This window comes from Nitratireductor sp. StC3, from assembly GCF_003015025.1.
In the GTDB taxonomy this organism is placed as follows: Bacteria; Pseudomonadota; Alphaproteobacteria; order Rhizobiales; family Rhizobiaceae; genus Mangrovimarina; species Mangrovimarina alexandrii.
This window is the reverse complement of sequence record NZ_PYBP01000003.1, coordinates 65,252-91,007: the sequence shown is the minus strand read 5'-3', so window position 1 is coordinate 91,007 and position 25,756 is coordinate 65,252. Positions and strand designations below refer to the sequence as shown.

Annotated in this window: 29 protein-coding genes; 13 read left to right on the top strand and 16 right to left on the bottom strand. The window is 65.9% G+C overall.

Going from position 1 to position 25,756, the window contains the following annotated elements; genetic code table 11:
* Window positions 1–21 precede the first annotated feature (21 nt).
* Together C7T96_RS07640 and hemF are read right to left on the bottom strand one after the other, a co-directional pair.
* Window positions 22–207 carry a DUF1059 domain-containing protein gene (locus C7T96_RS07640; protein ID WP_106570621.1) on the bottom strand — a complete coding sequence of 62 codons (186 nt, stop codon included), beginning with the start codon at window positions 205–207 and terminating at the stop codon, window positions 22–24.
* Window positions 208–313: 106 nt separating this feature from the next.
* On the bottom strand, window positions 314–1,225 hold the full coding sequence (hemF, locus tag C7T96_RS07635) for an oxygen-dependent coproporphyrinogen oxidase (protein WP_106570620.1): 912 nt from the start codon (window positions 1,223–1,225) through the stop codon (window positions 314–316).
* 157 nt (window positions 1,226–1,382) lie between these two features.
* On the opposite strand from hemF, the gene C7T96_RS07630 reads away from it, so the two are divergent.
* Complete coding sequence (locus C7T96_RS07630; RefSeq protein WP_106570619.1) at window positions 1,383–1,640, top strand: hypothetical protein; 258 nt, start codon at window positions 1,383–1,385, stop codon at window positions 1,638–1,640.
* Window positions 1,641–1,672: 32 nt separating this feature from the next.
* On the opposite strand, the gene C7T96_RS07625 is transcribed toward C7T96_RS07630, so the two are convergent.
* Window positions 1,673–2,137: a tRNA (cytidine(34)-2'-O)-methyltransferase gene (locus C7T96_RS07625; protein ID WP_106570934.1), complete on the bottom strand. Its 465-nt coding sequence runs from the start codon at window positions 2,135–2,137 to the stop codon at window positions 1,673–1,675.
* A gap of 562 nt (window positions 2,138–2,699) precedes the next feature.
* Here C7T96_RS07625 and C7T96_RS07620 point away from each other — a divergent pair.
* The 8 genes from C7T96_RS07620 (at window position 2,700) to C7T96_RS07585 (ending at window position 11,209) form a co-directional block, all read left to right on the top strand.
* Window positions 2,700–4,547, top strand: a complete 1,848-nt coding sequence (locus tag C7T96_RS07620) for an ABC transporter ATP-binding protein (protein ID WP_127599460.1) — start codon at window positions 2,700–2,702, stop codon at window positions 4,545–4,547.
* 74 nt (window positions 4,548–4,621) lie between these two features.
* On the top strand, window positions 4,622–6,517 hold the full coding sequence (locus tag C7T96_RS07615) for an ABC transporter ATP-binding protein (protein ID WP_106570617.1): 1,896 nt from the start codon (window positions 4,622–4,624) through the stop codon (window positions 6,515–6,517).
* 33 nt (window positions 6,518–6,550) lie between these two features.
* The gene (locus C7T96_RS07610) at window positions 6,551–6,832 is read left to right on the top strand and encodes a DUF6665 family protein (RefSeq protein WP_238719904.1); all 282 of its coding nucleotides are present in this window, start codon (window positions 6,551–6,553) and stop codon (window positions 6,830–6,832) included.
* 258 nt (window positions 6,833–7,090) lie between these two features.
* The gene (gene petA / locus C7T96_RS07605) at window positions 7,091–7,654 is read left to right on the top strand and encodes a ubiquinol-cytochrome c reductase iron-sulfur subunit (protein WP_164749890.1); all 564 of its coding nucleotides are present in this window, start codon (window positions 7,091–7,093) and stop codon (window positions 7,652–7,654) included.
* Window positions 7,655–7,673: 19 nt separating this feature from the next.
* Window positions 7,674–8,978, top strand: coding sequence for a cytochrome b N-terminal domain-containing protein (locus tag C7T96_RS07600; protein ID WP_106570614.1), 1,305 nt, complete (start codon window positions 7,674–7,676; stop codon window positions 8,976–8,978).
* Window positions 8,979–9,012: 34 nt separating this feature from the next.
* Window positions 9,013–9,876: a cytochrome c1 gene (locus C7T96_RS07595; protein ID WP_106570613.1), complete on the top strand. Its 864-nt coding sequence runs from the start codon at window positions 9,013–9,015 to the stop codon at window positions 9,874–9,876.
* 99 nt (window positions 9,877–9,975) lie between these two features.
* On the top strand, window positions 9,976–10,521 hold the full coding sequence (locus C7T96_RS07590) for an adenine phosphoribosyltransferase (RefSeq protein WP_106570612.1): 546 nt from the start codon (window positions 9,976–9,978) through the stop codon (window positions 10,519–10,521).
* Window positions 10,522–10,621: 100 nt separating this feature from the next.
* A complete protein-coding gene (locus tag C7T96_RS07585) occupies window positions 10,622–11,209 on the top strand; it encodes an HD domain-containing protein (protein ID WP_106570611.1) in 588 nt (195 codons plus the stop codon).
* 2 nt (window positions 11,210–11,211) lie between these two features.
* Here the strand turns inward: C7T96_RS07585 and C7T96_RS07580 are convergent, their stop codons facing one another.
* The 6 genes from C7T96_RS07580 to C7T96_RS07555 all read right to left on the bottom strand — a co-directional run bounded on the left by C7T96_RS07580 (window position 11,212) and on the right by C7T96_RS07555 (window position 15,584).
* A complete protein-coding gene (locus C7T96_RS07580; protein WP_106570610.1) occupies window positions 11,212–11,679 on the bottom strand; it encodes a MaoC family dehydratase in 468 nt (155 codons plus the stop codon).
* Complete coding sequence (locus C7T96_RS07575; protein ID WP_106570609.1) at window positions 11,676–12,143, bottom strand: MaoC family dehydratase; 468 nt, start codon at window positions 12,141–12,143, stop codon at window positions 11,676–11,678. The genes C7T96_RS07580 and C7T96_RS07575 overlap by 4 nt, the downstream gene beginning before the upstream one ends.
* 99 nt (window positions 12,144–12,242) lie before the next feature.
* A complete protein-coding gene (locus C7T96_RS07570) occupies window positions 12,243–12,878 on the bottom strand; it encodes a hypothetical protein (RefSeq protein WP_127599470.1) in 636 nt (211 codons plus the stop codon).
* A 49-nt stretch (window positions 12,879–12,927) separates the two neighbouring features.
* Window positions 12,928–14,031, bottom strand: coding sequence for a redox-regulated ATPase YchF (gene ychF / locus C7T96_RS07565; RefSeq protein ID WP_106570607.1), 1,104 nt, complete (start codon window positions 14,029–14,031; stop codon window positions 12,928–12,930).
* 137 nt (window positions 14,032–14,168) lie between these two features.
* On the bottom strand, window positions 14,169–14,891 hold the full coding sequence (gene pth / locus C7T96_RS07560; RefSeq protein WP_106570606.1) for an aminoacyl-tRNA hydrolase: 723 nt from the start codon (window positions 14,889–14,891) through the stop codon (window positions 14,169–14,171).
* 27 nt (window positions 14,892–14,918) lie between these two features.
* Window positions 14,919–15,584, bottom strand: a complete 666-nt coding sequence (locus C7T96_RS07555) for a 50S ribosomal protein L25/general stress protein Ctc (protein ID WP_106570605.1) — start codon at window positions 15,582–15,584, stop codon at window positions 14,919–14,921.
* Between the two features lie 292 nt (window positions 15,585–15,876).
* On the opposite strand from C7T96_RS07555, the gene C7T96_RS07550 reads away from it, so the two are divergent.
* On the top strand, window positions 15,877–16,272 hold the full coding sequence (locus C7T96_RS07550; protein WP_106570604.1) for a cupin domain-containing protein: 396 nt from the start codon (window positions 15,877–15,879) through the stop codon (window positions 16,270–16,272).
* Between the two features lie 172 nt (window positions 16,273–16,444).
* Here C7T96_RS07550 and C7T96_RS07545 read toward each other — a convergent pair whose 3' ends face one another.
* On the bottom strand, window positions 16,445–16,702 hold the full coding sequence (locus C7T96_RS07545) for a DUF1127 domain-containing protein (protein ID WP_106570603.1): 258 nt from the start codon (window positions 16,700–16,702) through the stop codon (window positions 16,445–16,447).
* A gap of 42 nt (window positions 16,703–16,744) precedes the next feature.
* Between C7T96_RS07545 and C7T96_RS07540 the strand changes: the two genes are divergently transcribed.
* Together C7T96_RS07540 and chrA are read left to right on the top strand one after the other, a co-directional pair.
* Complete coding sequence (locus C7T96_RS07540) at window positions 16,745–17,647, top strand: LysR family transcriptional regulator (protein WP_106570602.1); 903 nt, start codon at window positions 16,745–16,747, stop codon at window positions 17,645–17,647.
* A 265-nt stretch (window positions 17,648–17,912) separates the two neighbouring features.
* Window positions 17,913–19,259 (top strand): chromate efflux transporter, encoded by a 1,347-nt coding sequence (gene chrA / locus C7T96_RS07535; RefSeq protein WP_106570601.1) that lies wholly within the window; start codon window positions 17,913–17,915, stop codon window positions 19,257–19,259.
* 13 nt (window positions 19,260–19,272) lie between these two features.
* Here the strand turns inward: chrA and C7T96_RS07530 are convergent, their stop codons facing one another.
* From C7T96_RS07530 to lgt, 6 genes are all read right to left on the bottom strand, one after another.
* On the bottom strand, window positions 19,273–20,205 hold the full coding sequence (locus C7T96_RS07530; protein ID WP_106570600.1) for a ribose-phosphate pyrophosphokinase: 933 nt from the start codon (window positions 20,203–20,205) through the stop codon (window positions 19,273–19,275).
* 136 nt (window positions 20,206–20,341) lie between these two features.
* Entirely contained in the window at window positions 20,342–20,926 is a 585-nt protein-coding gene (locus C7T96_RS07525) for a hypothetical protein (protein ID WP_106570599.1), read from the bottom strand.
* 94 nt (window positions 20,927–21,020) lie between these two features.
* Complete coding sequence (locus tag C7T96_RS07520) at window positions 21,021–22,172, bottom strand: Xaa-Pro peptidase family protein (RefSeq protein WP_106570598.1); 1,152 nt, start codon at window positions 22,170–22,172, stop codon at window positions 21,021–21,023.
* Window positions 22,172–22,960 (bottom strand): peptidoglycan editing factor PgeF, encoded by a 789-nt coding sequence (pgeF, locus tag C7T96_RS07515; protein ID WP_106570597.1) that lies wholly within the window; start codon window positions 22,958–22,960, stop codon window positions 22,172–22,174. The genes C7T96_RS07520 and pgeF overlap by 1 nt, the downstream gene beginning before the upstream one ends.
* A 55-nt stretch (window positions 22,961–23,015) precedes the next feature.
* Window positions 23,016–24,110, bottom strand: a complete 1,095-nt coding sequence (locus C7T96_RS07510) for a class I SAM-dependent methyltransferase (RefSeq protein WP_106570596.1) — start codon at window positions 24,108–24,110, stop codon at window positions 23,016–23,018.
* On the bottom strand, window positions 24,107–24,952 hold the full coding sequence (gene lgt, locus C7T96_RS07505) for a prolipoprotein diacylglyceryl transferase (protein ID WP_199190437.1): 846 nt from the start codon (window positions 24,950–24,952) through the stop codon (window positions 24,107–24,109). The genes C7T96_RS07510 and lgt overlap by 4 nt, the downstream gene beginning before the upstream one ends.
* A 199-nt stretch (window positions 24,953–25,151) precedes the next feature.
* Here lgt and C7T96_RS07500 point away from each other — a divergent pair, with 199 nt between their 5' ends.
* Window positions 25,152–25,442, top strand: coding sequence for an accessory factor UbiK family protein (locus C7T96_RS07500; RefSeq protein ID WP_106570932.1), 291 nt, complete (start codon window positions 25,152–25,154; stop codon window positions 25,440–25,442).
* Window positions 25,443–25,756 lie beyond the last annotated feature (314 nt).

The window sequence follows — 25,756 nt, the reverse complement described above, 5'->3', positions numbered from 1 at the left end:
CGGCGGAGGACGCGGCTGCCGTCAGGCGGCGTTGCGCGTCTTTTCGATGCGCGAGCGGATGGCCTCGACCATCGATTCGCGAATGACGTCCTCGCCATGGTCGAGCCGCATATGCTCGACGACGCGGCGCATGATCTCGGCCTCGTCCTCGTGCCTGGTATGCCATTCGCAGCCCGGAACGAGCGATCCGCAGTGATATTCCTTCATGGTCTTTCCTCCTGGATCCGTTCTGCTTGCGGGTTCGTCCAGGATAACACGAAATCGGGCAAATCGTTGCCCCCGACGCGATCACGATTGGCGGCGAACGCCGATCTCAGGGCCATTTCACCAGTGGCGGCATGGAGGACAGGATCGACTCCACATTGCCGCCGGTCTTCAGGCCGAACGTGGTGCCGCGGTCGTAAAGCAGGTTGAACTCGACATAGCGGCCGCGCCGGACAAGCTGTTCCTCGCGGTCGGCCTCGCTCCAGGGCGTGTCGACATTGCGCGCCACGAGCTTGGGATAGATCGTCGCGAAGGCGGAACCGACCTCGCGGGTGAAGGCGAAATCGGCCTCCCAGCCGCCGGCCTGGCTGGAGGAATGCAGCCAGTCGAAAAAAATCCCGCCGATGCCGCGCGGCTCGTCGCGATGCGGCAGGAAGAAATAGTCGTCGCACCATTTCTTGTAGCGTGGATAGTCCGCGACCTCGTGGCGGGCGCAGGCGGCCTGCATGGCGGCGTGGAAATCGCGCGCGTCGGCATCTTCCTGGGTGCGGCGCCGGTCGAGCACCGGGGTCAGGTCGGCGCCGCCGCCGAACCATTGCCGGGCCGTCACCACCATGCGGGTGTTCATGTGCACGGCCGGCACGTTGGGATTGTGCGGATGCGCGATCAGCGAAATGCCGGAGGCCCAGAAGCGCGGGTCCTCCTCGCTTCCGGGGATCTGCTTGCGGAATTCCGGCGAGAACTCGCCATGGACGGTCGAGGTGTGCACGCCGACCTTTTCGAAGACACGCCCGTGCATCATCGACATCACGCCGCCGCCGCCCTTGCCGCCGTCGCGATGCCAGGGCTTGCGTTCGAAACGGCCGGCCGGGCGCTCGCGAAGCGGACCCGTCAGCGCGTCCTCCAGCGCCTCGAAATCGGCGCAGATACGGTCGCGCAGACTTTCGAACCAGTTTCTGGCCGTCTCCTTCTTGTCTTCGATGCCGGCGGGCATGTCGGCGGGAATGTCCGGGCGTTGCATGGCGCGTCCTCGCTGCTGCTCGATCCTCCCAAGCCCTTAGAGCCAAGCGCGCCCGGAGGCCAGCCCGCCGATCGCCGCATGCGCCCGGCGGCACAAAAGACTCGCCTTGGCGCCGATTCGATCCTAGTCTTGAGGCCGATCTTGGGAGAGGCTTTGCGTGCGGACACCGCCGAGACCGCCCCTCGACGGGCTTAAGAAGAGGCTCGACAGACATCGCAGCCAGGGCGAACGCCTGCCGCGCGACGGGTTTTTGCGCGAGACCTTCGTGTTGCCGCGCGCGGATGCGCGGGCCAAAGCGCGCGAATGGTTCGACCGCTGGCCGAAACAGGCCTACTGGACCGCGATCGAAAGCTGGTGCGAGCGTCCGCGCGACGTGATCGAGTTCACCATGCGCCGCCTGCCGACGGCGGATTAGCATCGCGATCGCCTGGCGGCGCGTCCCGTTTTTTAGCCTGCCGTCAGTTGACGCATGACCTCGCCGGCCGCCATCGCCGCCGTCATGGCCAGGTTGAGGCTGCGGCCGCCGCCGGGCATGGGAACAAGCACGCGCTCGTCGGCGGCCTCGTGCACGGTGTCGGGCACGCCGGCCGATTCGCGCCCGAACAGCACGATATCGTCGGGTCGAAACGCCAATTCGGTATAGGGCAGGGTGGCGCGGGTGGTGAACAGCACCAGACGCCGGCCCTCGGCCTCGCGCCAGGTCGCGAACGCCGCCCAATCGGCGTGCCGGGCAAGGGCGGCCGTGGCCAGATAGTCCATGCCGGCGCGCTTCAAAGCCCGGTCGGAGAGGTCGAAGCCAACCGGGCCGATCACGTCGACGGTCATGCCCATGCAGGCGCCGAGCCGCAGGATCGCGCCGGTATTGCCGGGAATGTCGGGCTGGTAGAGCGCCAGGCGCGGACGTTCGTTCACGAAGTAGCTCCCCAATTGGCGTGGCCCATCGGCCACAGTCGCTGCAAGATCAGCCTCCGCTAAAGTGCGCGGGCTGGCCTCACCGCCGCCAAGAGGCTATATAACGGCCCTCGTCAACCCGAACCGCGGAGGCAGACATGACAATCATGATGTTCGCATCATCCTTCTGCCTCATCGGCAGACCCCGTTCCTGACGGCGGTATTCGGCTCGACGCTTCCTCTTTTGACAGGCATTTCCGTTTCGAATTCCGCCGGGCCTTTTGACCCGATAGCCGAGGATTCGAACCGTGCTCTGTCTGTTTTGCCCTTACCCCGCTGCGCGAGCGCGCCCTGAACATCCCGACACCTGCCTGACGTCGGGCATTGTCGTCGCTCTGGGGCTGGCAGCGATCGCGGTGCTGACCGCGGCTCTTGCCCCGCACTCTCCCGCGCCGGACGCCATCGCAAGAACACGGCTTGCCGCATGCGGCGATGGGTCTGCTGACACGGGCTGGCAGCACCGGCCCGTCGCTTACTCCTGTCCGCGCTCCTTTGACCTATATTGATGTTTTCGAGGCCACTCATGTTTCACTGGTTTGAACAAAGACTGAACCCGTTTCCGCCCGACGAGCCGGAAGAGCCGCCGCGCACGCTGCTGGCGTTCTGCCTGCATTATACGCGCGGCGCCTGGCCGTCTCTCGTGCCGGCCGCCATCCTGATGGCGCTGATCGCGATCGTCGAGGTGTGGCTGTTTTCCTTTCTCGGCAACATCGTCGACTGGCTGGCGGAGAGGGACCGCGCCACCTTTCTCGAGGAAGAAGGCCTGAAGCTCGCCGGCATGGGCGCCGTCGTGCTGTTCGCCCTGCCGATCATGGTGTGGTTTCATTCGCTCGTCAGCCAGCAAACGCTGATGGGCAACTATCCCATGCGCATCCGCTGGCAGGTTCATCGCTATCTGCTCAAGCAGTCGATGACCTTCTACCAGGACGAATTTGCCGGCCGTATCGCGACCAAGCTGATGCAGACCGCGCTCGCCGTGCGCGAATGCGTGATCAAGCTGTTCGACGTGATGAACTATGTCACGGTCTATTTCGCCGGCATGCTGTTCATCGTGGCCGCGGCGGACTGGCGGCTGGCGACGCCGATCGCGGCGTGGCTGGTGGCCTATATTTTCCTGATGCGCTATTTCGTGCCGCGGCTCGGTCGCGTCGCGGAGGTGCAGGCCGATGCGCGTTCGCTGATGACCGGCCGGGTCGTCGACAGCTACACCAATATCCAGACGGTAAAACTGTTTTCGCACGCCAACCGCGAGGCGCGTTACGCCCGCGACGGCATGGCCAGTTTCCTCGATGCAGTCTATCGGCAGATGCGGCTGGTGACCGGGCTTTACGGCGTGCTCTACGTTTTGAACTCGCTGTGCCTGTTTGCGGTCGGCGCGCTCGGCATCTGGCTGTGGCTCGCCGAGGCGGTGACGGTCGGCGCGATCGCCGTGGCGCTCGGCCTGGTGCTCAGGCTGTGGGGCATGTCGCAATGGATCATGTGGGAATTGTCGGCGCTGTTTGAAAATATCGGCACGGTGCGCGACGGCATCAACTCGATCTCGCTGCCGCGGCTGGTGGAGGACAAGCCGGATGCCGGCCCGCTCGAGGTTTCGCAGGGCGGCATCGTGTTCGACAATGTCCGCTTCCATTACGGCAAGGAAAAGGGCGTCATCGAGCAGTTGTCGCTGACGATCCGACCCGGCGAGAAGGTCGGCGTGGTCGGTCGCTCGGGCGCGGGCAAGTCGACCCTGGTCAATCTCGTGCTGCGTTTCTACGACATCGAGGCCGGCCGCATCCTGATCGACGGCCAGGATATCGCCGAGGTCACCCAGGATTCGCTCAGGGCCAATATCGGTATGGTCACGCAGGACACCTCGCTGCTGCACCGCTCGGTGCGCGACAACATCCTTTACGGCCGGCCGGACGCGACCGAGGAAATGATGCTGGACGCGGCGGCGAAGGCGGAGACGCTGTCCTTCGTTGCCGAGCTGACCGACCCGAAAGGGCGTAAAGGCTTCGACGCCCATGTCGGCGAGCGCGGCGTGAAACTGTCGGGCGGCCAGCGCCAGCGCATCGCGATCGCGCGCGTCATGCTGAAGGACGCGCCGATCCTGATTCTCGACGAGGCGACCTCGGCGCTCGATTCGGAGGTCGAGGCCGCGATCCAGGAAAACCTCTATCGGCTGATGGAGGGCAAGACGGTGATCGCGATCGCCCACAGGCTTTCCACCATCGCGGCCATGGACCGTCTGGTGGTGATGGACAAGGGGCGGGTGATCGAGGAGGGCACGCATGAGGAGCTGCTTGCGCGGGGCGGGCTCTACGCCCAATTGTGGGAACGGCAGTCCGGCGGTTTCCTCGATCTGGAAGCCGCGCAGGCCGCGGAGTAGGCATGCTTGAAAACCGTCCGTTGCCGCCTCGCCAGGTGGGGACGGACGGAGATGAAATCGGATAGACACGAGTCATGACGGTATCGACGGATAGGCATTCGACTGCGCGGGACGACAAGCCCGACCGCTTCTGGCGTCGGATCGAAGGCGTTATCGATCCGTTCCACGACACCGAGCAGGAGGTCCTGCCCAAGGATGCCTGGCGCTTCATCCTGTATTTCGCCCGCCAGGCGAAGGGGCCGTTCGTGCTGCTTTTGATCACCGGCGGGCTGGTCGGCGCGGTCGATGCCGGGCTCTACTGGTCGATCGGCTGGCTCGTCGACCTGCTCGACAGGGCGGAGCCGGCCACCTTGTTCGCCGAGCATTGGCCCGAACTGGTCGGGCTGCTTGTGCTCGTCTTCGTCATTCGCGCCTCGGTGATGGTCGGCGCAGCACTCGTGGAACAGCAAATCATCGTTCCCGGCTTTTTCGCCATGGTCCGCTGGCAGGCCTTCCGCCGCGTGATCGAGCAGCCCTACGAGTTCTACCAGAACGATTTCGCCGGCCGCATCGCCACCAAGATCATGCAGGGCGGCGAGGCGGTCGGCGACTTCATCGTGTCGGTGCTGCAGTCGATCTGGTCGTTCCTCACCTTCGTCATCCTGGCCACGTCGCTGCTGGTCGCACTCGATCCGCTGATGGGGCTGGTGGTGGCGCTGTGGTTTTGCGGCTATCTGCTGATCATCCGCTATCTGCTGCCCCGGTTGCGGCGCGCCGGACGGGCGACGGCCGACCAGCGCTCGATCTTCAACGGCAGGCTGGTCGACGCCTTCACCAACATCGTGGCGGTCAAGCTGTTCGATTCGGGACGACGCGAGCACGCCTTCGTGCGCGACGGGCTGGAGGGGTTCTTCAATGCGGTGGTGCGGCTCACCCGCGCCATCACCACGGTGCGCGCCGCGGTGAATTTCCTCAACGGCGCGATGATGGCCTCGGTCGGCACGATCGCGGTCTGGAACTGGACCCAAGGCACGATCTCGACCGGCGCGATCGCCGCGGCGCTCGGGCTCGTCTTCCGGCTCAACAATATGTCGGGCTGGATGATGTTCAACATCAACGGCCTGATCCGCTCCTACGCCACCATCCAGGACGCGACCGGCACGATTTCCGTGCTGCCGGCGATCCGCGACGCCGACGACGCGGCGACGATGGCGCGCGCAAAGGGCGATATCCGCTTCGAAAACGTCACCTTCCACTATGGCAAGGGCGCGGGCGTGATCGACGGCTTCAACCTGCATGTCAGGCCGGGCGAGCGCATGGCGCTGGTCGGGCCGTCGGGCGCGGGCAAGACGACCATCGTCAATTTGATGCTGCGGCTGTTCGACGTCGAGGGCGGGCGCATCCTGCTCGACGGCCAGGACATACGCATGCTGACCCAGGGTTCGCTCAGGGCCCAGTTCGGGGTGGTCAGCCAGGAGCCGATGCTGATGCACCGCTCGATCCGCGACAACATCGCCTATGGCCGGCCGGGCGCCAGCGAGGCCGAGATCGTCGAGGCGGCCAAACGCGCCGCCGCGCACGACTTCATCGTCGAGGTCGCCGACCAGAAGGGGCGCACGGGCTACGACGCCCATGTCGGCGAGCGCGGGGTGAAGCTGTCGGGCGGCCAGCGCCAGCGAATCGCGATCGCACGGATGATGTTGAAGGACGCGCCGATCCTGATCCTCGACGAGGCGACGTCGGCGCTCGATTCGGAGGTCGAGGCGGCGATCCAGGACAATCTGGAGCGCATGATGGAGGGCAAGACGGTGATCGCGGTGGCGCACCGGCTGTCGACCATCGCCGCGCTCGACCGGCTGGTCGTGCTCGACGAGGGCCGCATCGTGGAGGACGGCAGCCATGCCGAACTCGTCGAGAAAGGCGGCCTTTACGCGCAGTTGTGGAAACGCCAGTCAGGCGGCTTCCTGCCCGGCCGTATCGCGGCGGAGTAGGCGGGCTTGGTTCGGCGCTCCCCCGATGGCCACCTGGTCGCCGGCGTGACGCCGCTGCTTGCGCTCGACGTCGATATTCTGGCCGAAAAGGCCTCCGCGCTCGGTCGAGCCGGCGACAAGGTGGAAAAGGCGCTCGAAAGGCTGCGCGGCGTCGGCGGGACGGCGCCCGAGCGCCGGCAGGCCTTGAAGGCGGCGGCCGATGCCGTCCACGGCTATTTCATCCAGCGCGAATTGTGCGGCCTGCGCCGGCATGAGGACGTGATCCGCGAATACGCCATTCCGCGCGAGGTGCTGGCGCGACTTGGTGCGCGATAGCCGGTTGCCGCTGTGGAAAAAGCCGCGCGGGCGCGCGCGGTCCGGCGTCACGCCGGCGATCGTTCGGCTTGCGCCAAAAAAGCCCGCGACAAACTGCCCACCTGTTCGGCAATCATATGGACAAGCGAAACCATCGCGCCTAGAAACCATCGCCAATTGCCGGGATTCCAGCCCGTCCGTGCGCATGCGCACGGGCAACCCCGATCCGGGATGCCGGGGTGCGGGGTGCGGCTCACAATCGCGAGAGGAACAGGACCTGTGAGCGTCAACGAAACCCACGATCCCAATCGCAGGGATTTTCTTTATGTGGCGACCGGAACGGCGGCCGTGATCGGCGCCGGTGCCGTGGCCTGGCCGTTTATCGACCAGATGCGTCCGGACGCCTCCACCCTTGCCCTGTCGACGATCGAGGTCGACGTGTCGGCGATCGAGCCGGGCATGTCGGTTGCCGCCAAATGGCGCGGCAGGCCGGTCTTCATCCGCAACCGCACGGCCGAAGAGGTCGAGGCCGCTAGGGGCGTTGCGCTTGAGGATCTCAAGGATCCCGTCGCCCGCAACGCAAACATCTCGGCTGACGCGCCGGCGACGGATATCGACCGCTCCGCCGGCGAGGGCAAGGAGAACTGGATCGTCATGGTCGGCGTGTGCACCCATCTCGGCTGCGTGCCGCTCGGCCAGGCCGGCGAGTTCGGGGGCTGGTTCTGCCCGTGCCACGGGTCGCACTACGATACGGCCGGACGTATCCGCAAAGGCCCGGCGCCGGAAAACCTGGCCGTGCCGATCTTCGAATTCATTTCCGACACCACCATTCGGATCGGCTGAGGACCTGGGGAAGAGCATTATGGCCGGCGGACATTCCACCTACAAACCCAACACCGCATTCGAACGCTGGATCGACAAGCGTCTGCCGCTGCCGCGGCTAATGTACGATTCCTTCGTCGCCTATCCGGTGCCGCGCAACCTGAATTACGCCTACACGTTTGGCGGCATTCTCTCGATCATGCTGGTCGCGCAGATCCTGACCGGCGTCGTGCTGGCCATGCACTATGCGTCGGACACCGGGCTCGCCTTCGAGTCGGTCGAGAAGATCATGCGCGACGTCAATTCCGGCTGGCTCTTGCGCTATCTGCACGCCAACGGCGCGTCGATGTTCTTCGTCGCCGTCTATATCCATATTTTCCGCGGGCTCTATTACGGCTCCTACAAGGCGCCGCGCGAGTTGCTGTGGATCCTGGGCTGCATCATCTATCTCTTGATGATGGCGACCGCCTTCATGGGCTACGTGCTGCCGTGGGGCCAGATGAGCTTCTGGGGCGCGACCGTCATCACCGGCTTCTTCACCGCCATCCCGCTGGTCGGCGAGTGGATCCAGCAGCTTCTGCTGGGCGGTTTCGCGGTCGACAACCCGACGCTCAACCGCTTCTTCTCGCTGCATTACCTGCTGCCCTTCATGATCGCCGGCGTGGTCGTTTTGCATGTGTGGGCTCTGCACGTGACCGGCCAGACCAACCCGACCGGCATCGAGGTCAAGTCGAAGACCGACACGGTGGCCTTCACGCCCTACGCGACCATCAAGGATTCGTTCGCGATGGTGGTGTTCTTCATCGTGTTCGCCTATTTCGTCTTCTACATTCCCAACTTCCTGGGCCATCCGGACAACTACATCCAGGCCGACCCGCTGAAGACGCCGGCCCATATCGTGCCGGAATGGTATTTCCTGCCGTTCTACGCCATCCTCAGGGCGATCACCTTCAATATCGGCCCGATCGATTCCAAGCTCGGCGGCGTGCTGGCCATGTTCGGCGCGATCGCAGTCTTGTTCGTGGTGCCGTGGCTCGATACCTCGAAGGTGCGTTCGGCCGCCTACCGGCCCTGGTACCGGCTGTTCTTCTGGGTGTTCGTGCTCGACTCGATCTTCCTGGGCTGGCTCGGCTCGCGTCCGGCCGAAGGGGCCTATGTCGTGATGGCGCAGTTGGCGACGCTCTACTACTTCGCCTTCTTCATCGTCATCATGCCGGTGCTCGGCCTGCTTGAAACACCGCGCAAGCTGCCCGGATCGATCACCGAGGCCGTACTGGCGCGCAATGCCGGAAGCGCGGCCGCGCTGCCGGAAGGCGCCAATGCGGCGCCGGACAAGAATGCCTGAGGCGAGGACCGTGAAGCTTGAAAGGAATTCCCGCATGAAGACCATCCTGAGCGGTTTCGCGGCGCTCGCCTTCGTCTTCGCCGGACTGGCCGGGCCGACGTTCGCGGCCGAGGACGCCGGCAACGAGGCGGAGCCGGCCCATTACCCGATCAAGAAGCCGAAAGAGCTCGACTGGTCGTTTGCCGGCCCGTTCGGCACCTACGACAAGGCGCAGCTCCAGCGCGGCCTGAAAGTCTACAAGGAAGTCTGCGCGGCCTGTCATTCGCTTGATCTGGTCTCGTTCCGCACGCTGCAAGATCTCGGTTATTCCGAAGCGCAGGTGAAGGCTTTCGCGGCCGAGTACACCGTACAGGCCGGCCCGGATTCAAACGGCGATATGTTCGACCGCCCGGCCATTCCCGCCGATTATTTTCCCGCGCCGTTCCCGAACGCGGAAGCCGCCGCGGCCTCCAATGGCGGGGCGGCCCCGCCCGACTTTTCGCTGATCGCCAAGGCGCGGGCTGTGGAACGCGGTTTCCCGACCTTCGTGTTCGACGTCTTCACCCAGTACGCCGAGGCCGGCCCTGACTATATCCATGCCCTGCTGATCGGTTACGAAGAGACCCCGCCGGAGGGTTTGAACGTGGCGGAAGGCACCTACTACAATCCCTATTTCCTCGGCGGTGCGTCGCTGGCCATGGCGCAGCCGCTGTTCGACGACATGGTGACCTATGACGACGGCTCGCCGCAGACCGTCGATCAGTATGCCAAGGACGTATCGGCTTTCCTGATGTGGGCGGCCGAGCCGCATATGGAGGAGCGCAAGAAGACCGGCTTCCGGGTGATGGTCTTCCTGCTCTTGTTCGCCGGCCTGGTCTATCTCACCAAGCGCAAGATCTGGTCGCAGATCGAGCATTGAGCGGGCGACTTATCCGTTGATTTCAGAAAAGGGCGCCGCGTGCGCCCTTTTCTTTTGCCGCCGCTGCGGTCAAAACTGTCCTGCAACGGGGCAGGGGCCATGAAGACCAGTTTGGAAAATACGCTTCGCGACGCGATCCGCACGATTCCCGATTATCCGAAGCCGGGCATCAAGTTTCGCGACATCACCACACTGCTCGGCAATGCGCGCGCCTTCCGCCGCGCCGTCGACGAACTCGTCCATCCCTATGCCGGCACGAAGATCGACAAGATCGCCGGCATCGAGGCGCGGGGGTTCATCCTCGGCGGCGCGATCGCGCACCAGCTTTCGGCCGGCTTCATTCCAATCCGCAAGAAGGGCAAGCTGCCGCACGAGACCGTGCGGGTCGCCTACAGCCTCGAATACGGCATCGACGAGATGGAGATGCATCGCGACGCGGTCGAGGCGGGGGAAAAGGTGATCCTGGTCGACGACCTGATCGCGACCGGCGGCACGGCCGAGGGCGCGACCAAGCTGTTGCGGCAGATGGGGGCGGACATCGTGGCGGCCTGCTTCGTCATCGACCTGCCGGAACTCGGCGGCCGGGCCAAGCTCGAGTCGCTCGACGTTCCCGTCCGCACGTTGATTTCGTACGAAGGGCATTGAACCGGTAGCCGCGCCCAGCGCCTGCATTGGCAGCCGAACCACGACATCTTCTCGCGAGCCGGCGATTTCCTTCCGCGGCGAACGGTTTTAGCCTGAAGCGATGGAATCACCTGCGCCCGCCGAGACCGAACGCCTTGCCGGGATCATCGCCTTCGTCCAGGCGGCGGAGCGGCTGAAGGATACGCTGCGCAGCGGCGTCACCAGCAAGGGGCGTGCCGAAAGCACGGCAGAGCACAGTTGGCGGCTGTGCCTGCTGGCACTTCTGTTCGAGCGCGAGCTGGCCGGTCGCGACCTGCTGCGGCTGCTCAAGCTGTGCATCGTCCACGATCTCGGCGAGGCGATTTCCGGTGACGTGCCGGCCATCCACCAGGCCGGCGACGACGGTCGCGCCGAACGCGAACGCGCCGATCTGGAAACGTTGTGCGCGCCGCTGCCGGACGATCTGCGCGCCGAAATGCTGGCGCTTTGGGACGAATACAATGCCGCCCTCACGCCGGAGGCGGTCTTGGCCAAGGGCTTCGACAAGCTGGAAACCATGCTGCAGCATGTGATCGGTCGCAACGCGCCGGATTTCGATTACGCGTTCAATCTCGATTACGGCGTGGCGCAGACCAGCCGCGATCCGCTGCTCAGCCGGTTGCGCGCCCTGGTCGACGCCGAAACGCGCCGCCGCGTCGACGGGGGCTGAGCCTACTCGGCCTTCACCAGCGTCAGCGACACGAAACGCATCACCGGCTCGCCGTTCTGGTTGTGCGCCTCGCAGCGGCTCGACAGCAGCCGCCAGCCGGGTCTCGACACCAGCGCGCGGTGGCTTTCGGCGGTACGGGTAAAGGAGATGGTGTCGCCGACATAGACCGGCTTCAGCCATTTCAGGTCGCGCAGGCCGGCGGCCGGACCGAAGGTGAGGGTGGCGCCGCGTGCCCGTGCCCGTTCGGCGGTGGCCGGAAAGGAGGCGACGTTGTGTTTCATCCACATGGCGGCCGTATGCCAGCCCGAGGCGCATAATTTGCCGAACACGCTCGCCTTGGCCGCCTCCTCGTCGACGTGAAAGCGCTGCGGGTCGTATTTCGACGCGAACGCCTTGATTTCGTCGGCTTCGAACGTGTGACGGCCGAGCGTGACCGTGTCGCCGATGGCCAGTGCCGCGTCGAGTGTCATGCCGCCGCTCCGCCGTTGCGCATCAAGAACATGCCGGTATTGGCCATCTCGCAGACCAGCTCGTCGTTCTGGTTGAACAGCTCGTGTTTGACGGACACGAAACCCAGGCCGGGCCGGGAGGCCGATTCGCGCTTGGCCAGAACCGTCGTGCGGCCGCGCACCGTGTCGCCGGCCATCAGCGGGCGGCGAAAATTGACGTAGTCGAGCCCCGGCGACCCCTGCGAGGTGGAATTGAGCAGGTAGCCGTCGCACATCATGCGCATGAAGATCGAGGCGGTGAACAGGCCCGACGCGGCGAGCCCGCCGAGCAGGCTTGTCTCGCCGGCAGCCTGGTCGAGATGCATGGGCTGGGGATCGTACCGCGTGGCGAAATCGATCATCTCGTCGGCAGGCACGGCGCGCGGCCCGAACTCGATCGTGCCGCCGACCTCGAAATCCTCATAGGCGATCTTTGTGTCCGTCATCGCATAACCTGTTCAAGTGCGAACGGGTTTTCGCCGGTTTGCGGCCGCTGCGCAAGCGCTATCGCTGCGCCTTTGGTGGGGCCAGGGTCGGCGCCGGCGTCATCCGTGGTGGGTGAAGAAGAAGAAGGCCGGCACGGCGACGTAAAGTCCGAGCGCGACCAGAAGACCGGCGCGCAGCGGCAACGCGCGGTAGCGGCGGAAAAGCACGAGGATCAGCGCAATGCCGAGCGCGGCCTCGAACAGGCCGAACCAGTTGCCGTAATGGTCCGGATCCCAATACGACACCGGCGAGCGGAAGCGCCAGTCCGACAGCGGCCAGAAATGCATGTGCGCGTCGGCGCGATGGGTGAGGAAATCGATCAGCGAATGCAGCAGGGCGGAGGCCGAAAACGCGAAGACGAGCGCCGCGACGCCAGCCGTTTCGCTACCGGGCGCGGGAGAGGACGCCTGGGGCGGGCCGGTCCGCGACCGGGCGATCGCAAGTGCGGCGACGATCGTGAGCGTGCCCCAGAGCAGGAAATTGTGGCCGATCGCATTGGCGATCTGCCACCACGGTTCCCAATAAAGGCGATCGAAAATGTCGGAGACGGAATAGCCGAGCAGGCCGAGCGCGGCGACGATCGTGTACATCGGCAGGTCGGGCAGGATGCCGCCGGCGGCCCCCGCCCAGGCCAGGCGCGGCAGGGGGCGGCCGAAAAAGGCGGCGCCCATCAGGACGTGGGACTGGGTGTTCATGGCCGGTCAAAGTGAACCGGCGGCCGGGCGCCGTAAAGTGTGCGACCGCTTATGTGTTGAATTTGAACAGCATCACGTCGCCGTCCTGGACGACATACTCCTTGCCCTCGTCGCGGGCCTTGCCGGCTTCCTTGGCGGCGGTCTCGCCGCCGAGGCCGACATAGTCGTCATAGGCGATTGTCTGGGCGCGGATGAAACCGCGCTCGAAATCGGTGTGGATGACGCCTGCGGCCTGCGGCGCCTTCGCGCCCTTCATCACGGTCCAGGCTCGGGTTTCCTTCGGGCCGGCGGTGAAGAAGGTGATCAGGTCGAGCAGGGCGTAACCCTCGCGGATCAGGCGGTCGAGGCCGGGTTCCTCGAGCCCCATCGCCTGGAGATATTCGGCCGCCTCCTCGTCCGGCAACTGGGCGACTTCGGCCTCGATCGCAGCCGAGATGACGACGGTGTGGGCGCCCTGCGCCGCCGCCATCGCCTCGACCGCCGCGCTGGCCGCGTTGCCGGTCGCCGCGTCGGCCTCGGCGACGTTGCACACATATAGAACGGGTTTCGAGGTCAGGAGGTTCAGCGCCTGCAGATTGTGCAGATCCTCCGCCGCGATGCCCGACAAGAGCAGCCGCGCCGGCTTGCCGTCCTGCAAGAGCGCAAGCGCCTTTTCCATCATCGGCAAGGCCGCGACGGCCTCCTTTTCCTTGCCGGTGGCGCGTTTGCGGGTCTGGACGATACGCCGCTCCAGGCTGTCCAGGTCGGCAAGCATCAGTTCCGTTTCGACCGTCTCGGCATCGGCGACGGGATCGATACGGCCCTCCACATGGGTGATGTCGTCATCCTCGAAGCAGCGCAGCACGTGGACGATGGCGTCGACCTCGCGAATGTTGGCCAGAAACTGGTTGCCGAGCCCTTCGCCCTTCGACGCGCCGCGCACCAGGCCGGCAATGTCGACGAAGGAGATCCGGGTCGGGATCAGTTCCTTGGAACCGGCCACGCGGGCGATCGGGGCCATGCGCGGATCGGGCACCGCAACCTCGCCGGTGTTCGGCTCGATCGTGCAGAACGGATAGTTCGCCGCCTGCGCGGCCGCGGTCTTGGTCAGGGCGTTGAAAAGCGTCGACTTGCCCACGTTGGGCAGGCCGACAATGCCGCATTTGAAACCCATGATGCAGAGGTCCTATGCAAGAAATCGCCCCGGCGTATGGGCGAAAGGATTGATGATCGTCAAGGTCTTTCCGCCTGGCGCGCCGCCATCCGCCGGCGGGGCGGAACCGCCCCTGCGCCGGCTGCGCGCCGGCCGGTCTATTTTCCGAGCAGTTTTTTCAGCATCGCCGCCATCGGCCCGCTTTCGGGCACCGGCACAGACGGGGCCTGGGGACGGGCCTGGCGGATATGGCTTTGGCCCTTGGCCGGGGGCTTGGTGTCCGTCGCGGCCGCCGGGCGGCCCGGTTTCGCCGCGCCGGGCACCGCCAGGCTCAGCTTGTTCATGAAGCCGTTGTCGTCGCCCTTGGCGAGCAGGACGGCGCTGTCGGCGGTGGCGTCGAGCAGCGGCTCGAGCCAGGTCCGGTCGGCCTTTGCGAAATCGCCGAGCACGTGATTGTGGACCAGCGCCTTGTCGCCGGGGTGGCCGATGCCGATGCGCACGCGCCGGTAGTCCTTGCCGCAATGGGCGTCGATCGACTTGATGCCGTTATGGCCGCCGGAGCCGCCGCCGGTCTTGATCCTGACCTTGCCGGGGGCAAGATCGAGCTCGTCGTAAAACACGACCAGATCGGCGGTCGAAAGCTTGTAGAAGCGCAGCGCGTCGCCGATCGCCTGTCCGGACAGGTTCATGAAGGTCTGCGGCTTGACGAGCAGCACCTTTTCGCCGGCCAGCCGGCCCTCGGCGATCTCGGCCTTGAACTTCTTCGACCAGGGCGAAAAGGAATGGCGGCGGGCGATCGCGTCCGCCGCCATGAACCCGACATTGTGCCGTTGGTTCTCGTATTTCGGGCCGGGATTGCCGAGACCAGCAAAGATCAGCACTGCTCGCACACTCCCGGCAGGCCGGGCCTATTCCGCCTCGTTCTCGCCTTCGCCGTCGGTGCTCTCTTCGCCGACGATCTCGGTCTCCGGCGCCTCGGGCGCTTCGGCGTCCTCTTCCGACTTCAGGCCGGCCGGAGCCGCGATCGTGGCGATGGTGAAATCGCGATCGGTGATCGTCGGCTTAACGCCGTCCGGCAGGGCGACGGCCGAAATGTGGACCGAATCGCCGAGATCGAGGCCGGTCAGGTCGACGGTGATGGCGTCGGGGATCGCGTTCGCCGGGCAGGTGAACTCGATGTCGTGCCGCACGATGTTGAGCACGCCGCCGCGGCGGATGCCCGGGCACTCGTCCTCGTTCTCGAAGTGAACGGGAATGTTGACGGTGACGATCGTGCCCTTGCCGACGCGCAGGAAGTCGACATGCATGGTGAAATCGCGCACCGGGTCGAGCTGGTAGTCTTTTGGCAGGACCTGGATCTTCTTGCCGTCGACATTGATCGTGACCAGCGTGGTCATGAACCCGCCGGCGGTGATGCGCAGATGCACATCCTTATAGGGCAGGATGATGGGCAGCGGGGGCTGCTTTTCGCCGTAGATGACGGCGGGAATTTTACCGTTGCGCCGAATTTCGCGGGCGGACCCCTTACCGACCCGTTCGCGCGCCTCGGCCGTGAGCTCGTAGCTCTCGCTCATGGCTTTTCCTTTCGCGTTGCTGGAGCGTTCACGGCTGGCTGGGCCAGTCCCGTAAACGTCGAAAGCCGCCGGTCGGGCGGCCTTCCGCCGCGTTGCCTCCAAGGGTGTCTACGCGGGTGGCGGTGCTATAGGCGAACATGCCGGAAAAGGCAAGAAGCCCGCAGCCGTCGCAGGACGTCGTCCGGCGCGGTCTCGACCGGCCGGGCCCTCGCGGAGACGGCGCGGCTTGACGCGCACCGTGCTTGAGGGTCCAAATCCGACAGAACCGAACGCGATGAGAAAGAGAGCGGCGATGAAACATTTTTCCGGCGGCACGCGGCCGTCACGACGCGCCCCCGGCGACTGGTTCACCGGCACGGTGTGGCAGGATCCGATCGTGGAGGCGGACGCGCCCGCGCGCCTGCGCGCGCTTGTCGTGCATTTCGAGCCCGGGGCGCGCACCAACTGGCACACCCATCCGCTCGGCCAGACGCTCTACGTCGTGTCGGGGTTCGGGCGCGCGCAGAGCCAGGGCGGCCCGATGGTGGAGCTGCGGCCCGGCGACACGTTGTGGATTCCGCCCGGCGAGCGGCATTGGCATGGCGCCTCTCCGCGTACCGGCATGACGCATATCGCCATGCAGGAAGCGCTCGATGGCGAGACGGTGGCCTGGCAGGAGCCGGTGGCCGATGCCGACTACGATGCGTGAGCGGACAAAAAAACGCCGGTCCGAAGACCGGCGGGAGTGAGGAGAGTGAGGTCTCCTGAAACTGTCCTGGGGCGGGACCCCGCCGGCTCTGCGTCGGGCCGGCTCGAGCCTTCGGCTTACGCCGCGGCTTGATCCTGTCCGAGCGCCGGTACCGGCTTCTGTCGGACGGGTCTCAAAGCTGCCAGAGCCGGCGCTGCCGTGCCAGATCCTCGAACACGACCGCGTCGCGGCCCTGCAGCGCGGCGCGGCTGATGCCGATATCGCGCAGCAGCCGATCGTCGCGTTTTGCCAAAAGATCGCGCGTGGGCGCGTCGAGCTCGGGCTTGGCCGGGGCGGCCGCGGTTTTCCTCAGCCGGGCGAACCAGCCGGTTCCTGTCTGAAAGTCGAGTGCGAGGGCCATGGCGACCACCTCATGCATTGAATTGTCCATGAGATAGGTCCAGCCTTGACATGTTTCAAACGAATTGCAGTGATGTCTGGCATTAGAAAATCTGATGGGGGAGGCGGGCCGATTCAACTCGACAGCGATCAGTTGCGCACATTCGTGGCCGTGGCCGAGGCCGGCAATTTCACTTACGCGGCCGACCGTATCGGCCGCACCCAGTCGGCGGTGAGCATGCAGGTCAAACGGCTCGAGGACACGCTCGGCGAGCAATTGTTCGAACGCGGCTCGCGCGGTGTCACGATGACCCGCAAGGGCGAGCAGCTTCTGTCCTATGCGCGCCGTGTCGTCGCCTTGCTGGAGGAGACCGAGGCCTCGTTCCGCGCACCGTCGCTGAGCGGGCGGGTGCGTATCGGCGTCCCGGAAGAGTACGGATATTCGGTGCTGTCGCAGGCACTTGGAAATTTTGCGCGCTTCCACCCGAAGGTCGACATCACCGCCCACTACGGACCGTCCGTGCGTCATCTGACCGCGCTTAAGACCAATCAGCTCGATCTCGCCATCGTTTTCGAGTGGGAGGACAATCCGAGCGGCGAGACGTTGCGTATCGACCCGACGGTGTGGGTGACGTCGGACGAACACAACCAGCATCTGGAACGGCCGCTGCCGATCGCGCTTTACGAGACGACCGGCTGGTGCACCGAATTCGCCATGCGCTCGCTCCAGCAACAGCGGTGCGACTATCGCATCGCTTATCGCAGCGACACCAGCGGCGGGCTGAAACTCGCCGTCGCCTCCGGGCTGGCCATCGCGCCGATCTCGCGCAGCAACATTCCGCAGGGATGCCGCGAACTCGCTCCCGCCGAGGGGTTCGGCGACATCGATACGTCGCGCGTTGTGCTTTACCGCAATCCGCGCTCCAACGGGGCGGTGGTCGACGGCATGGTGGATGCGGTGCGCGAGGCGTTCCGGGATGTGGAGCCGGTCTTCTGACGTGTTTCGGACCGCGGCCCAGCACCTCATCCGCCCGGCGGGTCGCCGCATCGGCCGGCGTTGCCGGGTGCGGATTTTCCCGATCGATGACTTGGCTCTGTCACACCCCGCGGCCATTGTGCGGGGCGCCCCTGCCGTCCGGCCTTTCGGCGCTCGAGGGCGATGAGCATTCGCGAGTGGAAAAGAGCATGATTCCCTACGATGCGCTTGGCGGCCGGTGTCGCCATGCCGGTGCCGAACCTCGCCATCGGCCGGCGATCTCGGCATGACCACGCAGACCGCGAAACGCCCGGCCGATGCGCCGTCTTTGCCGGAGGCGGCCGCGACCTTCGCGCGCATCGGCCTGTTGTCCTTCGGCGGGCCGGCAGGCCAGATCGCGCTGATGCATCGCATCCTGGTCGAGGAGAAGAAATGGCTCGACGAGGCGCGGTTCCTGCACGCGCTCAACTATTGCATGCTGCTGCCGGGGCCGGAGGCCATGCAGCTTGCCACCTATGCCGGCTGGCTTGGGCACGGGGTGCGCGGCGGGCTGATCGCCGGGCTGTTGTTCGTTCTGCCCGGTGCGCTGGTCATCACCGGCTTGTCGGCGGCCTATCTGGTCGCCGGCGACGTGCCGCTCGTCCAGGGATTGCTGTTCGGCCTCAAGGCGGCGGTGCTCGCCGTGGTTTTGGAAGCGCTGATCAAAGTGTCGAGACGCGCCGTCAAGGGGCCGCTGATGGCGCTGATCGCGCTCGCCGCCTTCGTCGGGATCGCATTCTTGAAAATCCCGTTCCCGCTGATCATCGCCCTTGCCGCGGCGGCCGGGGTGCTCCTGCATCGGCTCGGCGACCGGGGCGGCGGCCACGGCATGGCAGTTTCGCCGGCGCCGGCCGCTTCCGTTCCGGACTGGGCGCGGCCGAGCGCGCGCCGCTTCCTCGTCACGACCGTCACCTGGCTGGCGATCTGGTTCGGCCCGCTGCTTGCGATCGCGGCCGTGGCCGGCGGTGGGCATGTTTATGCCCAGGAGGCCGGTTTCTTTTCCAAGATGGCCACGGTCACGTTCGGCGGCGCCTATGCCGTGCTTGCCTATGTCGCCCAGCAGGCGGTCGAGGTGCATGGCTGGCTGCGGCCGGACGAAATGCTGACCGGTCTCGGCCTGGCCGAAACCACGCCGGGACCGTTGATCCTGGTGCTTGTCTTCGTCGGTTTTCTCGGCGGGGCGCGGCTTGCGGGGGGGGAGCCGCTGGTGGGCGGGCTCGGCGGCGCGCTGGTGACGCTGTGGTTCACCTTCGTGCCGTGCTTCTTGTGGATATTCGCCGGCGCGCCCTATGTGGAAAGGGTCCGCGCCGTGCGTTGGCTGGCGCGGGCGCTCGAGGCGGTGACGGCCGCCGTGGTCGGCGTCATCGCCAATCTCGCGCTGTGGTTTTCGCTGCACGTGGTGTTCGCCACGGTCGGGCAGGCGCGGTCCGGTCCGTTCGAATGGCCGGTGCCCGATCCGGCGAGTTTCGACCCCATGGCGGCCGCGATCGCGCTTGCCGCGGCCCTGGCGCTGATCGGGCTCAAGGCCAACATGGTCGTCGTTCTGGGATTGGCCGCGCTGGCGGGGATGGCGGTTCGGCTTGTTGCCGGTTAGCGCATGAGCTTGTTCAGTCGAACAGGCTGGAGACCGATTCCTCGCTGGCCGTGCGCGAGATCGCTTCGCCGATCAGATCGGCGATCGTCACGACGCGGACATTGTGCGCCGCCTGGACGCCGGAGGTGGGCTGGATCGAATCGGTAATCACCAGCTCCTTGAGCCTGGAGCCGGCGATGCGCGCCACCGCCCCGCCCGAAAGCACGCCATGGGTGATGTAGGCGGTGACGCTGGTGGCGCCGTTGCCCAACAGCGCGTCGGCGGCGTTGCACAAGGTGCCGCCCGAATCGACGATGTCGTCGATCAGCAGGCAGTCCTTGCCGCGCACGTCGCCGATCACGTTCATCACTTCCGATTCGCCGGGCCGCTCGCGGCGCTTGTCGACGATGGCAAGCGGCGCGTCGATGCGCTTGGCCAGTGCCCGGGCGCGCACCACGCCGCCGACGTCGGGCGACACCACCATGACGTTGGCAAGGTCGTAATGCGCCTTCACGTCACGCGCCAGCACCGGCACGGCGAACAGGTTGTCGGTCGGAATGTCGAAAAAACCCTGGATCTGGCCGGCATGCAGGTCGAGGGTCAGCACCCTGTCGGCGCCGGCCTGGGTGATGAGATTGGCGACCAGCTTGGCCGAGATCGGCGTGCGGCCAGACGCGCGACGATCCTGCCTGGCATAGCCGAAATAGGGAATTACCGCCGTTATGCGTCGCGCCGAGGAGCGGCGGAACGCATCGATCATGATCAGCATTTCCATCAGGTGATCGTTGGCCGGATAGGAGGTCGATTGCAGCGCGAAGACATCCTCGCCGCGCACGTTTTCCTGAATCTCGACGAAGATTTCCTGATCCGCGAAGCGCCTGACGCTTGCTTTTCCCAGCGGCGTGTTCAGGTACCGGGCGACGGCCTCGGCCAGCACCCGATTGGAATTGCCCGCGAAAAGTTTCATGCAGCGTCCCCGGCGGTCGGCAAGGTATGTAGGCGGCTTTTAGCGATCAGCCGCGCTATTGCAAGCGCGCGCGGCAGGATTCTCGGGCTAATCCAAAGAAAGGGTTTCCATGCGCGGTGCGCGCGCCGGAACGAGGCTACCCGCTGCGGCTCGAAAGCCAGCCCGACAATTCGTCGATCGTGCGCTCTGCGATGGTTTCCATCGTCGCCGCCGGAACGGCCGACCAGGGATCGGGCGCCACCGAGCCGACCGTTTCCTGACCCTGGATGCGATGCAGGCGGTTGCCGGCCGGATCGAGCACGTCCCACACGAAGATGACCATGGTTTCGCGCCCTTCGGTGATGGCGGAGAAATAGCCCTTTACCAGATGGGTGGGCGGGTTGGCGCCGCCGGCGGTGATCGCCAGGCCGCGCTGGCTGGCCCGCGCGGAAATACGCTGCGCCAGCGGCGTCGCTGCCTGAACGGTCGCCCCGACAACCGGGGCGAATTGCAGCCGCACGTCGGCCTGCGCCAGATTGGCGGTCTGCGGCGGGATGGCGCCGGCCGCGCCCGGCGCGGCGACGCCGTTGGCCGTCTCCTGCGGGGCGAGCGCGCTCACCGTGCTGGCGCGCTTGTCCGTCCCGACCGAGGCCGGGTCGAGCGTTGCCTCGGTGCTGTTGCAGGCGGCCAGGACGGCGCACAGAAGCAGGCTGCATCCAACGCGCGGCGTCGTCTGGCGCATTTCCCCGGCTCTCCCCGTGCTGTTGGCTTCGTTGCAAGTCTAACGGCTTTCGCGGTTCGATTGAACAGCGAAAGCGGCCGGCCACAGGCCGCATTCAACGCACGATCAAGTCGAGATCGTGGCGTGACAGCGAGCTGGGCGCGCCGTCGGTGGTCAGATAGGTCCGGCCCAGGGTCATCGCGGTTTCGGTGTCGGAATCCATGATGATCATGTGGGCGAACAGCGTCATGTCGGGGGCGATCGGTTCGGGATTGGCGGCGTAGAACATCGGTTTGTCCATCCACGACGGCGTGAAGCGCGCACCGAGCGAATAGCCGCAGGCATTGAGCCTGTGGCGGGTCAGGCCGTGGCTTTCCATCACCCGCGCATGCGCGTCGAACACGTCGCCGAAAGTCTTGCCGGGGACCATCGCTTCCTCGACGGCGGTCATGGCCGCGCGCGCGGCCTCGAACAATTCCTGCTGGCGCTTGGAGACCTTGCCGAGCACGACCGTGCGCATCATCGCGGCGTGGTAATGATGGAAAACGCCGGCCCATTCCAGGGTGAGCTGGTCGTTCTTGCGCAGCTTGCGCCGGCCGGCCTTGTAGCGGCACAAAAGCGCGTCCGGTCCCGAGCCGATGATGAACTCGTTGGCCGGGTAGTCGCCGCCGCCGGCAAAGATCGCGCCCTGCATGGCGGCCAGGATCTTGCCTTCGTCGCCGCCCTGCTTGATCAGCGGCAGGGCCGCGTCGAGAGCGTCGTCGGCAAGCTGGGCGGCCTTGGTCGCCTTGACGATCTCGGCCGGGCTCTTGAACAGGCGCAGGCGGCCGACAAGGCCGGACGCGTCCGAGATCTTGCCGAATGTGCGCAATTGCTCGTCCAGCCGCCGGCCCTCGAAGGCGGTCAGGCCGTGCGTGTCGTATTCGACGCCGATCTGGCACCCCAGCAGGTCGAGGTCGTTCAACAGGTTGCGCAGATCGACGGTCGGGTCGGCGCCGTCGCGATCCGTCCACACGCGCACATCCTCGAGGATCGAGGTGTGGCGCGCCTGGCGCAAATCGGCCGAGCGGGTCAGAAGCACCATCTGCCCGTCCGCCTTCACCACCAGGCACTGGAAGAAGCAGAAGCCGAACGTGTCGTAGCCGGTCAGCCAGTACATGCTCTCCTGAGCGAAGAGCAGCATGGCGTCGAGCTTGCGATCGGCCATCTCGATCAACAGGCGGTCTTTGCGCGCGTCGAACTCCGAGCGCTCGAAATGCAATGCCATCACTTCTCCTCCAGGACGATTGCCGAGATCTGGCGGCCGTAATCGGCTTCTTGGCGATGCGTGGTGCGGCGGTAGGAGAAGAAAAGATCCTCCTCCGCATAGGTGCAGCGTTTCAGCTGCGATGCCTGTGCGCCGGTCATGCCGGTCCGGTCGAGCGTGTAGGCGTTGAGATCGAACATGGCATGATCGGGACGCGCGGACGCGGTGAAATACCGGGCGTTGGCCGGATCGGCAAGCGCGAAACGCGCAACGAATTCGGGACCGACCTCGTAATTGGCCTGGCTGATCGCCGGCCCCAGCACGGCGACGATGCGTTCGGCGCGCGCGCCAAGCTCCACCATCGCCGCAATCGTGGCTTCCAGCACGCCGTTCAATGCGCCCTGCCAGCCGGCATGGGCGGCGCCGATCACGCCGGCGTCGCGGTCGGCGAAAAGCACGGGGCCGCAATCGGCCGTCAGGATGCCGATCGCCAGGCCCGGCCGGGCCGTGACCACGCCGTCGGCGCGCGGCCGCTGCGCGCCGAACGGTGCGTCGGCAACCACGATGTCGGGCGAGTGGATTTGATGCGGCGTGCACAGATTCGCGGCCGGCACGCCAAGCCACGCCGTCACCCGGCTACGGTTTTCGAGCACGGTCTGGCGGTCGTCCTGCGAGCCGAGCCCGACATTCAGACCCCGATAGAGCCCTTTCGAGGCGCCGCCCGCGCGCGTGAAAAAACCGTGGCGGACTCCTTCGAGCCCGTCAAGCGCCGGGGATCGCAGAGGCTCCGGCCTCGATTCGTTCAGCATCGTGCATCTTGCCATTGGTTGCCGCGGCGGCGCGGATCGTGGGGCAGGGACATGGTCAAGTCAATCCGCCGTCCGGGAACGGATACACCTCCAGGTGGTGGGGCAACAGTGCCAACACCTTAAACAGTTCGCCCATCTGCTCGGCGCCGGCGAGCCTCTCGACCTGATCGGCGAGCGTGTCGCGCAGCGCCGCGTTGCCGCTTGCGCCAAGCTGCCCGGCCCGTTCGCCAAGACCCATGGCGCGGAGGAAGGCGCCCTGCGTCATCGTGTGGGCCGCCAGGCCGTGCGCCCGCGCGGCGGCTGCCAGCGCGGCGAAGTCGACATGGCTGGTCAGGTCGGCCTCGCCCGGCGTTTCGAAGACGTCATGGGGGGCGTGGCCGCGCACGGCCTGCAGCGTGTCGCCGAGGCCCGGTTCCAGATGGCCGTAATCGAAAAACAGCGCCGCCCCGCCATGGCGGGCGATCCGGTCGGCGACGGTGTCGAGCAGGGCGGTGCGCGCCGGCGCGATCTCGAACACGACGCCGTCGGCGGCCCTGTCGGCCCCGTGCGGCAAAAGCGCTTCGTCGAGCGTGTCGACCCCGGCCGCGAAGCGAAAGCCGCCGCTCTCGTCGAGCGAGACGACGCGTTCGCGCCAGGCATTGCCCGACTTGACGAACTGGCGTGTCGGGATCGCGTCGAAAATCTCGTTGCCGATGAAGAACACCGGCCGGTCGGGCAAGGCTTCGACGGAAGCCGGCCAGGCTGTTTGCATGCCGGCCTCGGCCAGCGCCTGCTGCTGCACCTGCGCCAGCCTGGGGCTCGCCTCGATCAGGGCGAGGTCGCAGGCGGCGGCGCATTGCGGATCGAGCTTGCCCAGCGTGCGGGCGATGTCGGCGGCAAGCGTGCCGCGACCGGGGCCGATCTCGGCGAAGGTGGCGGGCTTGTCCATGCCGCTCGCGCGCCAGGCCGAATAGAGCCAGACCGCAACGAGTTCGCCGAACATCTGGCTGATCTCCGGGGCGGTGATGAAGTCGCCCTTGGCGCCGAACGGTTCGCGGCTCGTGTAATAACCGTGCTCGGGATCGAACAGGCACAGCGCCATATAGTCGGACACGCTGATCGGTCCGGTCTGACGGATCAGTCCGGCGATGGTTTCGGCCAGCCGGTTCATGCCGCTTCTTTATCGGGCGCGCGCGGCCGCGCGCGGGCAAAGACCCAAAGCCCCACCAGCACCATCGGCACGGACAAGACCATGCCCATGGTCAGCCAGCCGCCGGCGAGATAGCCGATATGGGCGTCCGGCTCGCGGAAGAATTCGACGATGATGCGCGAGACGCCGTAGCCCGCGACGAAAGCGCCGGCGATCCGGCCCGGCGCGCGCAGCGCGCCGAAACGGTGGGTGAGCACGCGCAGGACAAAAAACAGGATCAGCCCTTCGAGCGCGGCCTCGTAGAGCTGGCTCGGATGGCGCGGCTCCGGCCCGCCATTGGGAAACACGAAGGCCCAGGGGACGTCGCTGGTGCGGCCCCACAATTCGGAATTGATGAAATTGGTGACCCTGACCAGGCCGAGCCCCACCGGGACGCCGGCCGAGATCACGTCGAAAAGCCGCCATGGGGCGATGCCGCGCGAGCGCGCGAACAGGATCATCGCCAGCGTGGTGCCCAAAAACCCGCCGTGAAACGACATGCCGCCCTGCCAGACGGCCAGGATCGCCAGCGGATTGTCGAGATAGCGGGCGAAATCGTAGAAGAGAATATAACCGATGCGCCCGCCGAGGACGACGCCGGCCGCCGCCCAGACCACGAAATCATCGAGATCCGCGGCCCGCATCGGCGGCCCGTCGGAGCCCCAAAGACGCTGATTGGCGATGAGGCGCTTGCCGTACCACCAGGCAAACAGGATGCCGATGACGTAGCCCAGCCCGTACCAGCGGATCGCCAGCGGACCGATTTCGATCAATACCGGATCGATCTGCGGAAAGGGCAGCGCCGCGAGAGGCAGGATCAGCAGGTCTGGCACGGCGAAATCCGCTTTAACGGGGCGAGTCGGCGCGAAAATGGGCGCGCGCCGCGGCAAGGTCAAGTCGACGCATGCGCGCGCCGATTGGACCAACGCCCTTGCAATCGCTTCGCGGGGCCCCTAATTGCGGTTTGCGCGTGTCGGCGGCCAGCTTTCGGGCCGGCGCGCCGAAGTTTGCGAGGCAGCGCCCATGAGCAACGGACCGAACCGCATTCTCGACGATTTCGCCAAGCTGCTCACCGATGCGGCCGGGGCCGCGCAGGGCGTGCGCAATGAGGTCGAAACGGCGTTCCGCGCTCAGGCCGAACGTATCTTGAACTCGATGGACGTGGTCCAGCGCGAGGAGTTCGAGGCGGTTCGCGAGATGGCGATCAAGGCGCGGGCGGAAAACAAGGCGCTTGCCGCGCGGCTGGCCGAGATCGAGGCCAGCTTGGCCCAGTCCGGCAAGAAAACGCCCAAAAAGACCGGCTCCGACTCCTAGGTCGGGATTTTTTTCGGGCGCTTGTCCACAGCCCCCTGTCGCGAAAAAAGCTTCACGCAGAATCCCTTACGCGGTGCGGGCCGCAGCCGGCAAATAATCTATCCACATGCCGGTGCCGCATGCGGGAAAAAAGCGCTGGAACTCGGACTCTGCATCAATACACTGAATTTACTGCATGATTCGTTTTTGGGTCATGCGCCGGGGAGGGGGTGTTCCGGCCAGGAGCCATTTGGCCGGCATTTCGTAACCTGGCAGTTCGGTTTGTCGCGCGTAGGCATTTTAGGCGGAGCGCGCGGGGGCGCGCCCACAATCAC

What these genes read in the sequence shown, in the direction of transcription:
- C7T96_RS07555 (WP_106570605.1), bottom strand. Translation starts at nt 15,584, where the DNA reads ATGAGCGAGAGCTACGAGCTCACGGCCGAGGCGCGCGAACGGGTCGGT.
- C7T96_RS07595 (WP_106570613.1), top strand. Translation starts at nt 9,013, where the DNA reads ATGAAGACCATCCTGAGCGGTTTCGCGGCGCTCGCCTTCGTCTTCGCC.
- C7T96_RS07600 (WP_106570614.1), top strand. Translation starts at nt 7,674, where the DNA reads ATGGCCGGCGGACATTCCACCTACAAACCCAACACCGCATTCGAACGC.
- chrA (WP_106570601.1), top strand. Translation starts at nt 17,913, where the DNA reads ATGACCACGCAGACCGCGAAACGCCCGGCCGATGCGCCGTCTTTGCCG.
- C7T96_RS07620 (WP_127599460.1), top strand. Translation starts at nt 2,700, where the DNA reads ATGTTTCACTGGTTTGAACAAAGACTGAACCCGTTTCCGCCCGACGAG.
- pgeF (WP_106570597.1), bottom strand. Translation starts at nt 22,960, where the DNA reads ATGCTGAACGAATCGAGGCCGGAGCCTCTGCGATCCCCGGCGCTTGAC.
- ychF (WP_106570607.1), bottom strand. Translation starts at nt 14,031, where the DNA reads ATGGGTTTCAAATGCGGCATTGTCGGCCTGCCCAACGTGGGCAAGTCG.
- C7T96_RS07540 (WP_106570602.1), top strand. Translation starts at nt 16,745, where the DNA reads ATGTCTGGCATTAGAAAATCTGATGGGGGAGGCGGGCCGATTCAACTC.
- C7T96_RS07525 (WP_106570599.1), bottom strand. Translation starts at nt 20,926, where the DNA reads ATGCGCCAGACGACGCCGCGCGTTGGATGCAGCCTGCTTCTGTGCGCC.
- hemF (WP_106570620.1), bottom strand. Translation starts at nt 1,225, where the DNA reads ATGCAACGCCCGGACATTCCCGCCGACATGCCCGCCGGCATCGAAGAC.
- C7T96_RS07585 (WP_106570611.1), top strand. Translation starts at nt 10,622, where the DNA reads ATGGAATCACCTGCGCCCGCCGAGACCGAACGCCTTGCCGGGATCATC.
- C7T96_RS07530 (WP_106570600.1), bottom strand. Translation starts at nt 20,205, where the DNA reads ATGAAACTTTTCGCGGGCAATTCCAATCGGGTGCTGGCCGAGGCCGTC.
- C7T96_RS07520 (WP_106570598.1), bottom strand. Translation starts at nt 22,172, where the DNA reads ATGGCATTGCATTTCGAGCGCTCGGAGTTCGACGCGCGCAAAGACCGC.
- C7T96_RS07590 (WP_106570612.1), top strand. Translation starts at nt 9,976, where the DNA reads ATGAAGACCAGTTTGGAAAATACGCTTCGCGACGCGATCCGCACGATT.
- C7T96_RS07500 (WP_106570932.1), top strand. Translation starts at nt 25,152, where the DNA reads ATGAGCAACGGACCGAACCGCATTCTCGACGATTTCGCCAAGCTGCTC.
- C7T96_RS07510 (WP_106570596.1), bottom strand. Translation starts at nt 24,110, where the DNA reads ATGAACCGGCTGGCCGAAACCATCGCCGGACTGATCCGTCAGACCGGA.
- C7T96_RS07575 (WP_106570609.1), bottom strand. Translation starts at nt 12,143, where the DNA reads ATGACGGACACAAAGATCGCCTATGAGGATTTCGAGGTCGGCGGCACG.
- C7T96_RS07545 (WP_106570603.1), bottom strand. Translation starts at nt 16,702, where the DNA reads ATGGACAATTCAATGCATGAGGTGGTCGCCATGGCCCTCGCACTCGAC.
- C7T96_RS07550 (WP_106570604.1), top strand. Translation starts at nt 15,877, where the DNA reads ATGAAACATTTTTCCGGCGGCACGCGGCCGTCACGACGCGCCCCCGGC.
- C7T96_RS07640 (WP_106570621.1), bottom strand. Translation starts at nt 207, where the DNA reads ATGAAGGAATATCACTGCGGATCGCTCGTTCCGGGCTGCGAATGGCAT.
- C7T96_RS07615 (WP_106570617.1), top strand. Translation starts at nt 4,622, where the DNA reads ATGACGGTATCGACGGATAGGCATTCGACTGCGCGGGACGACAAGCCC.
- C7T96_RS07570 (WP_127599470.1), bottom strand. Translation starts at nt 12,878, where the DNA reads ATGAACACCCAGTCCCACGTCCTGATGGGCGCCGCCTTTTTCGGCCGC.
- C7T96_RS07580 (WP_106570610.1), bottom strand. Translation starts at nt 11,679, where the DNA reads ATGACACTCGACGCGGCACTGGCCATCGGCGACACGGTCACGCTCGGC.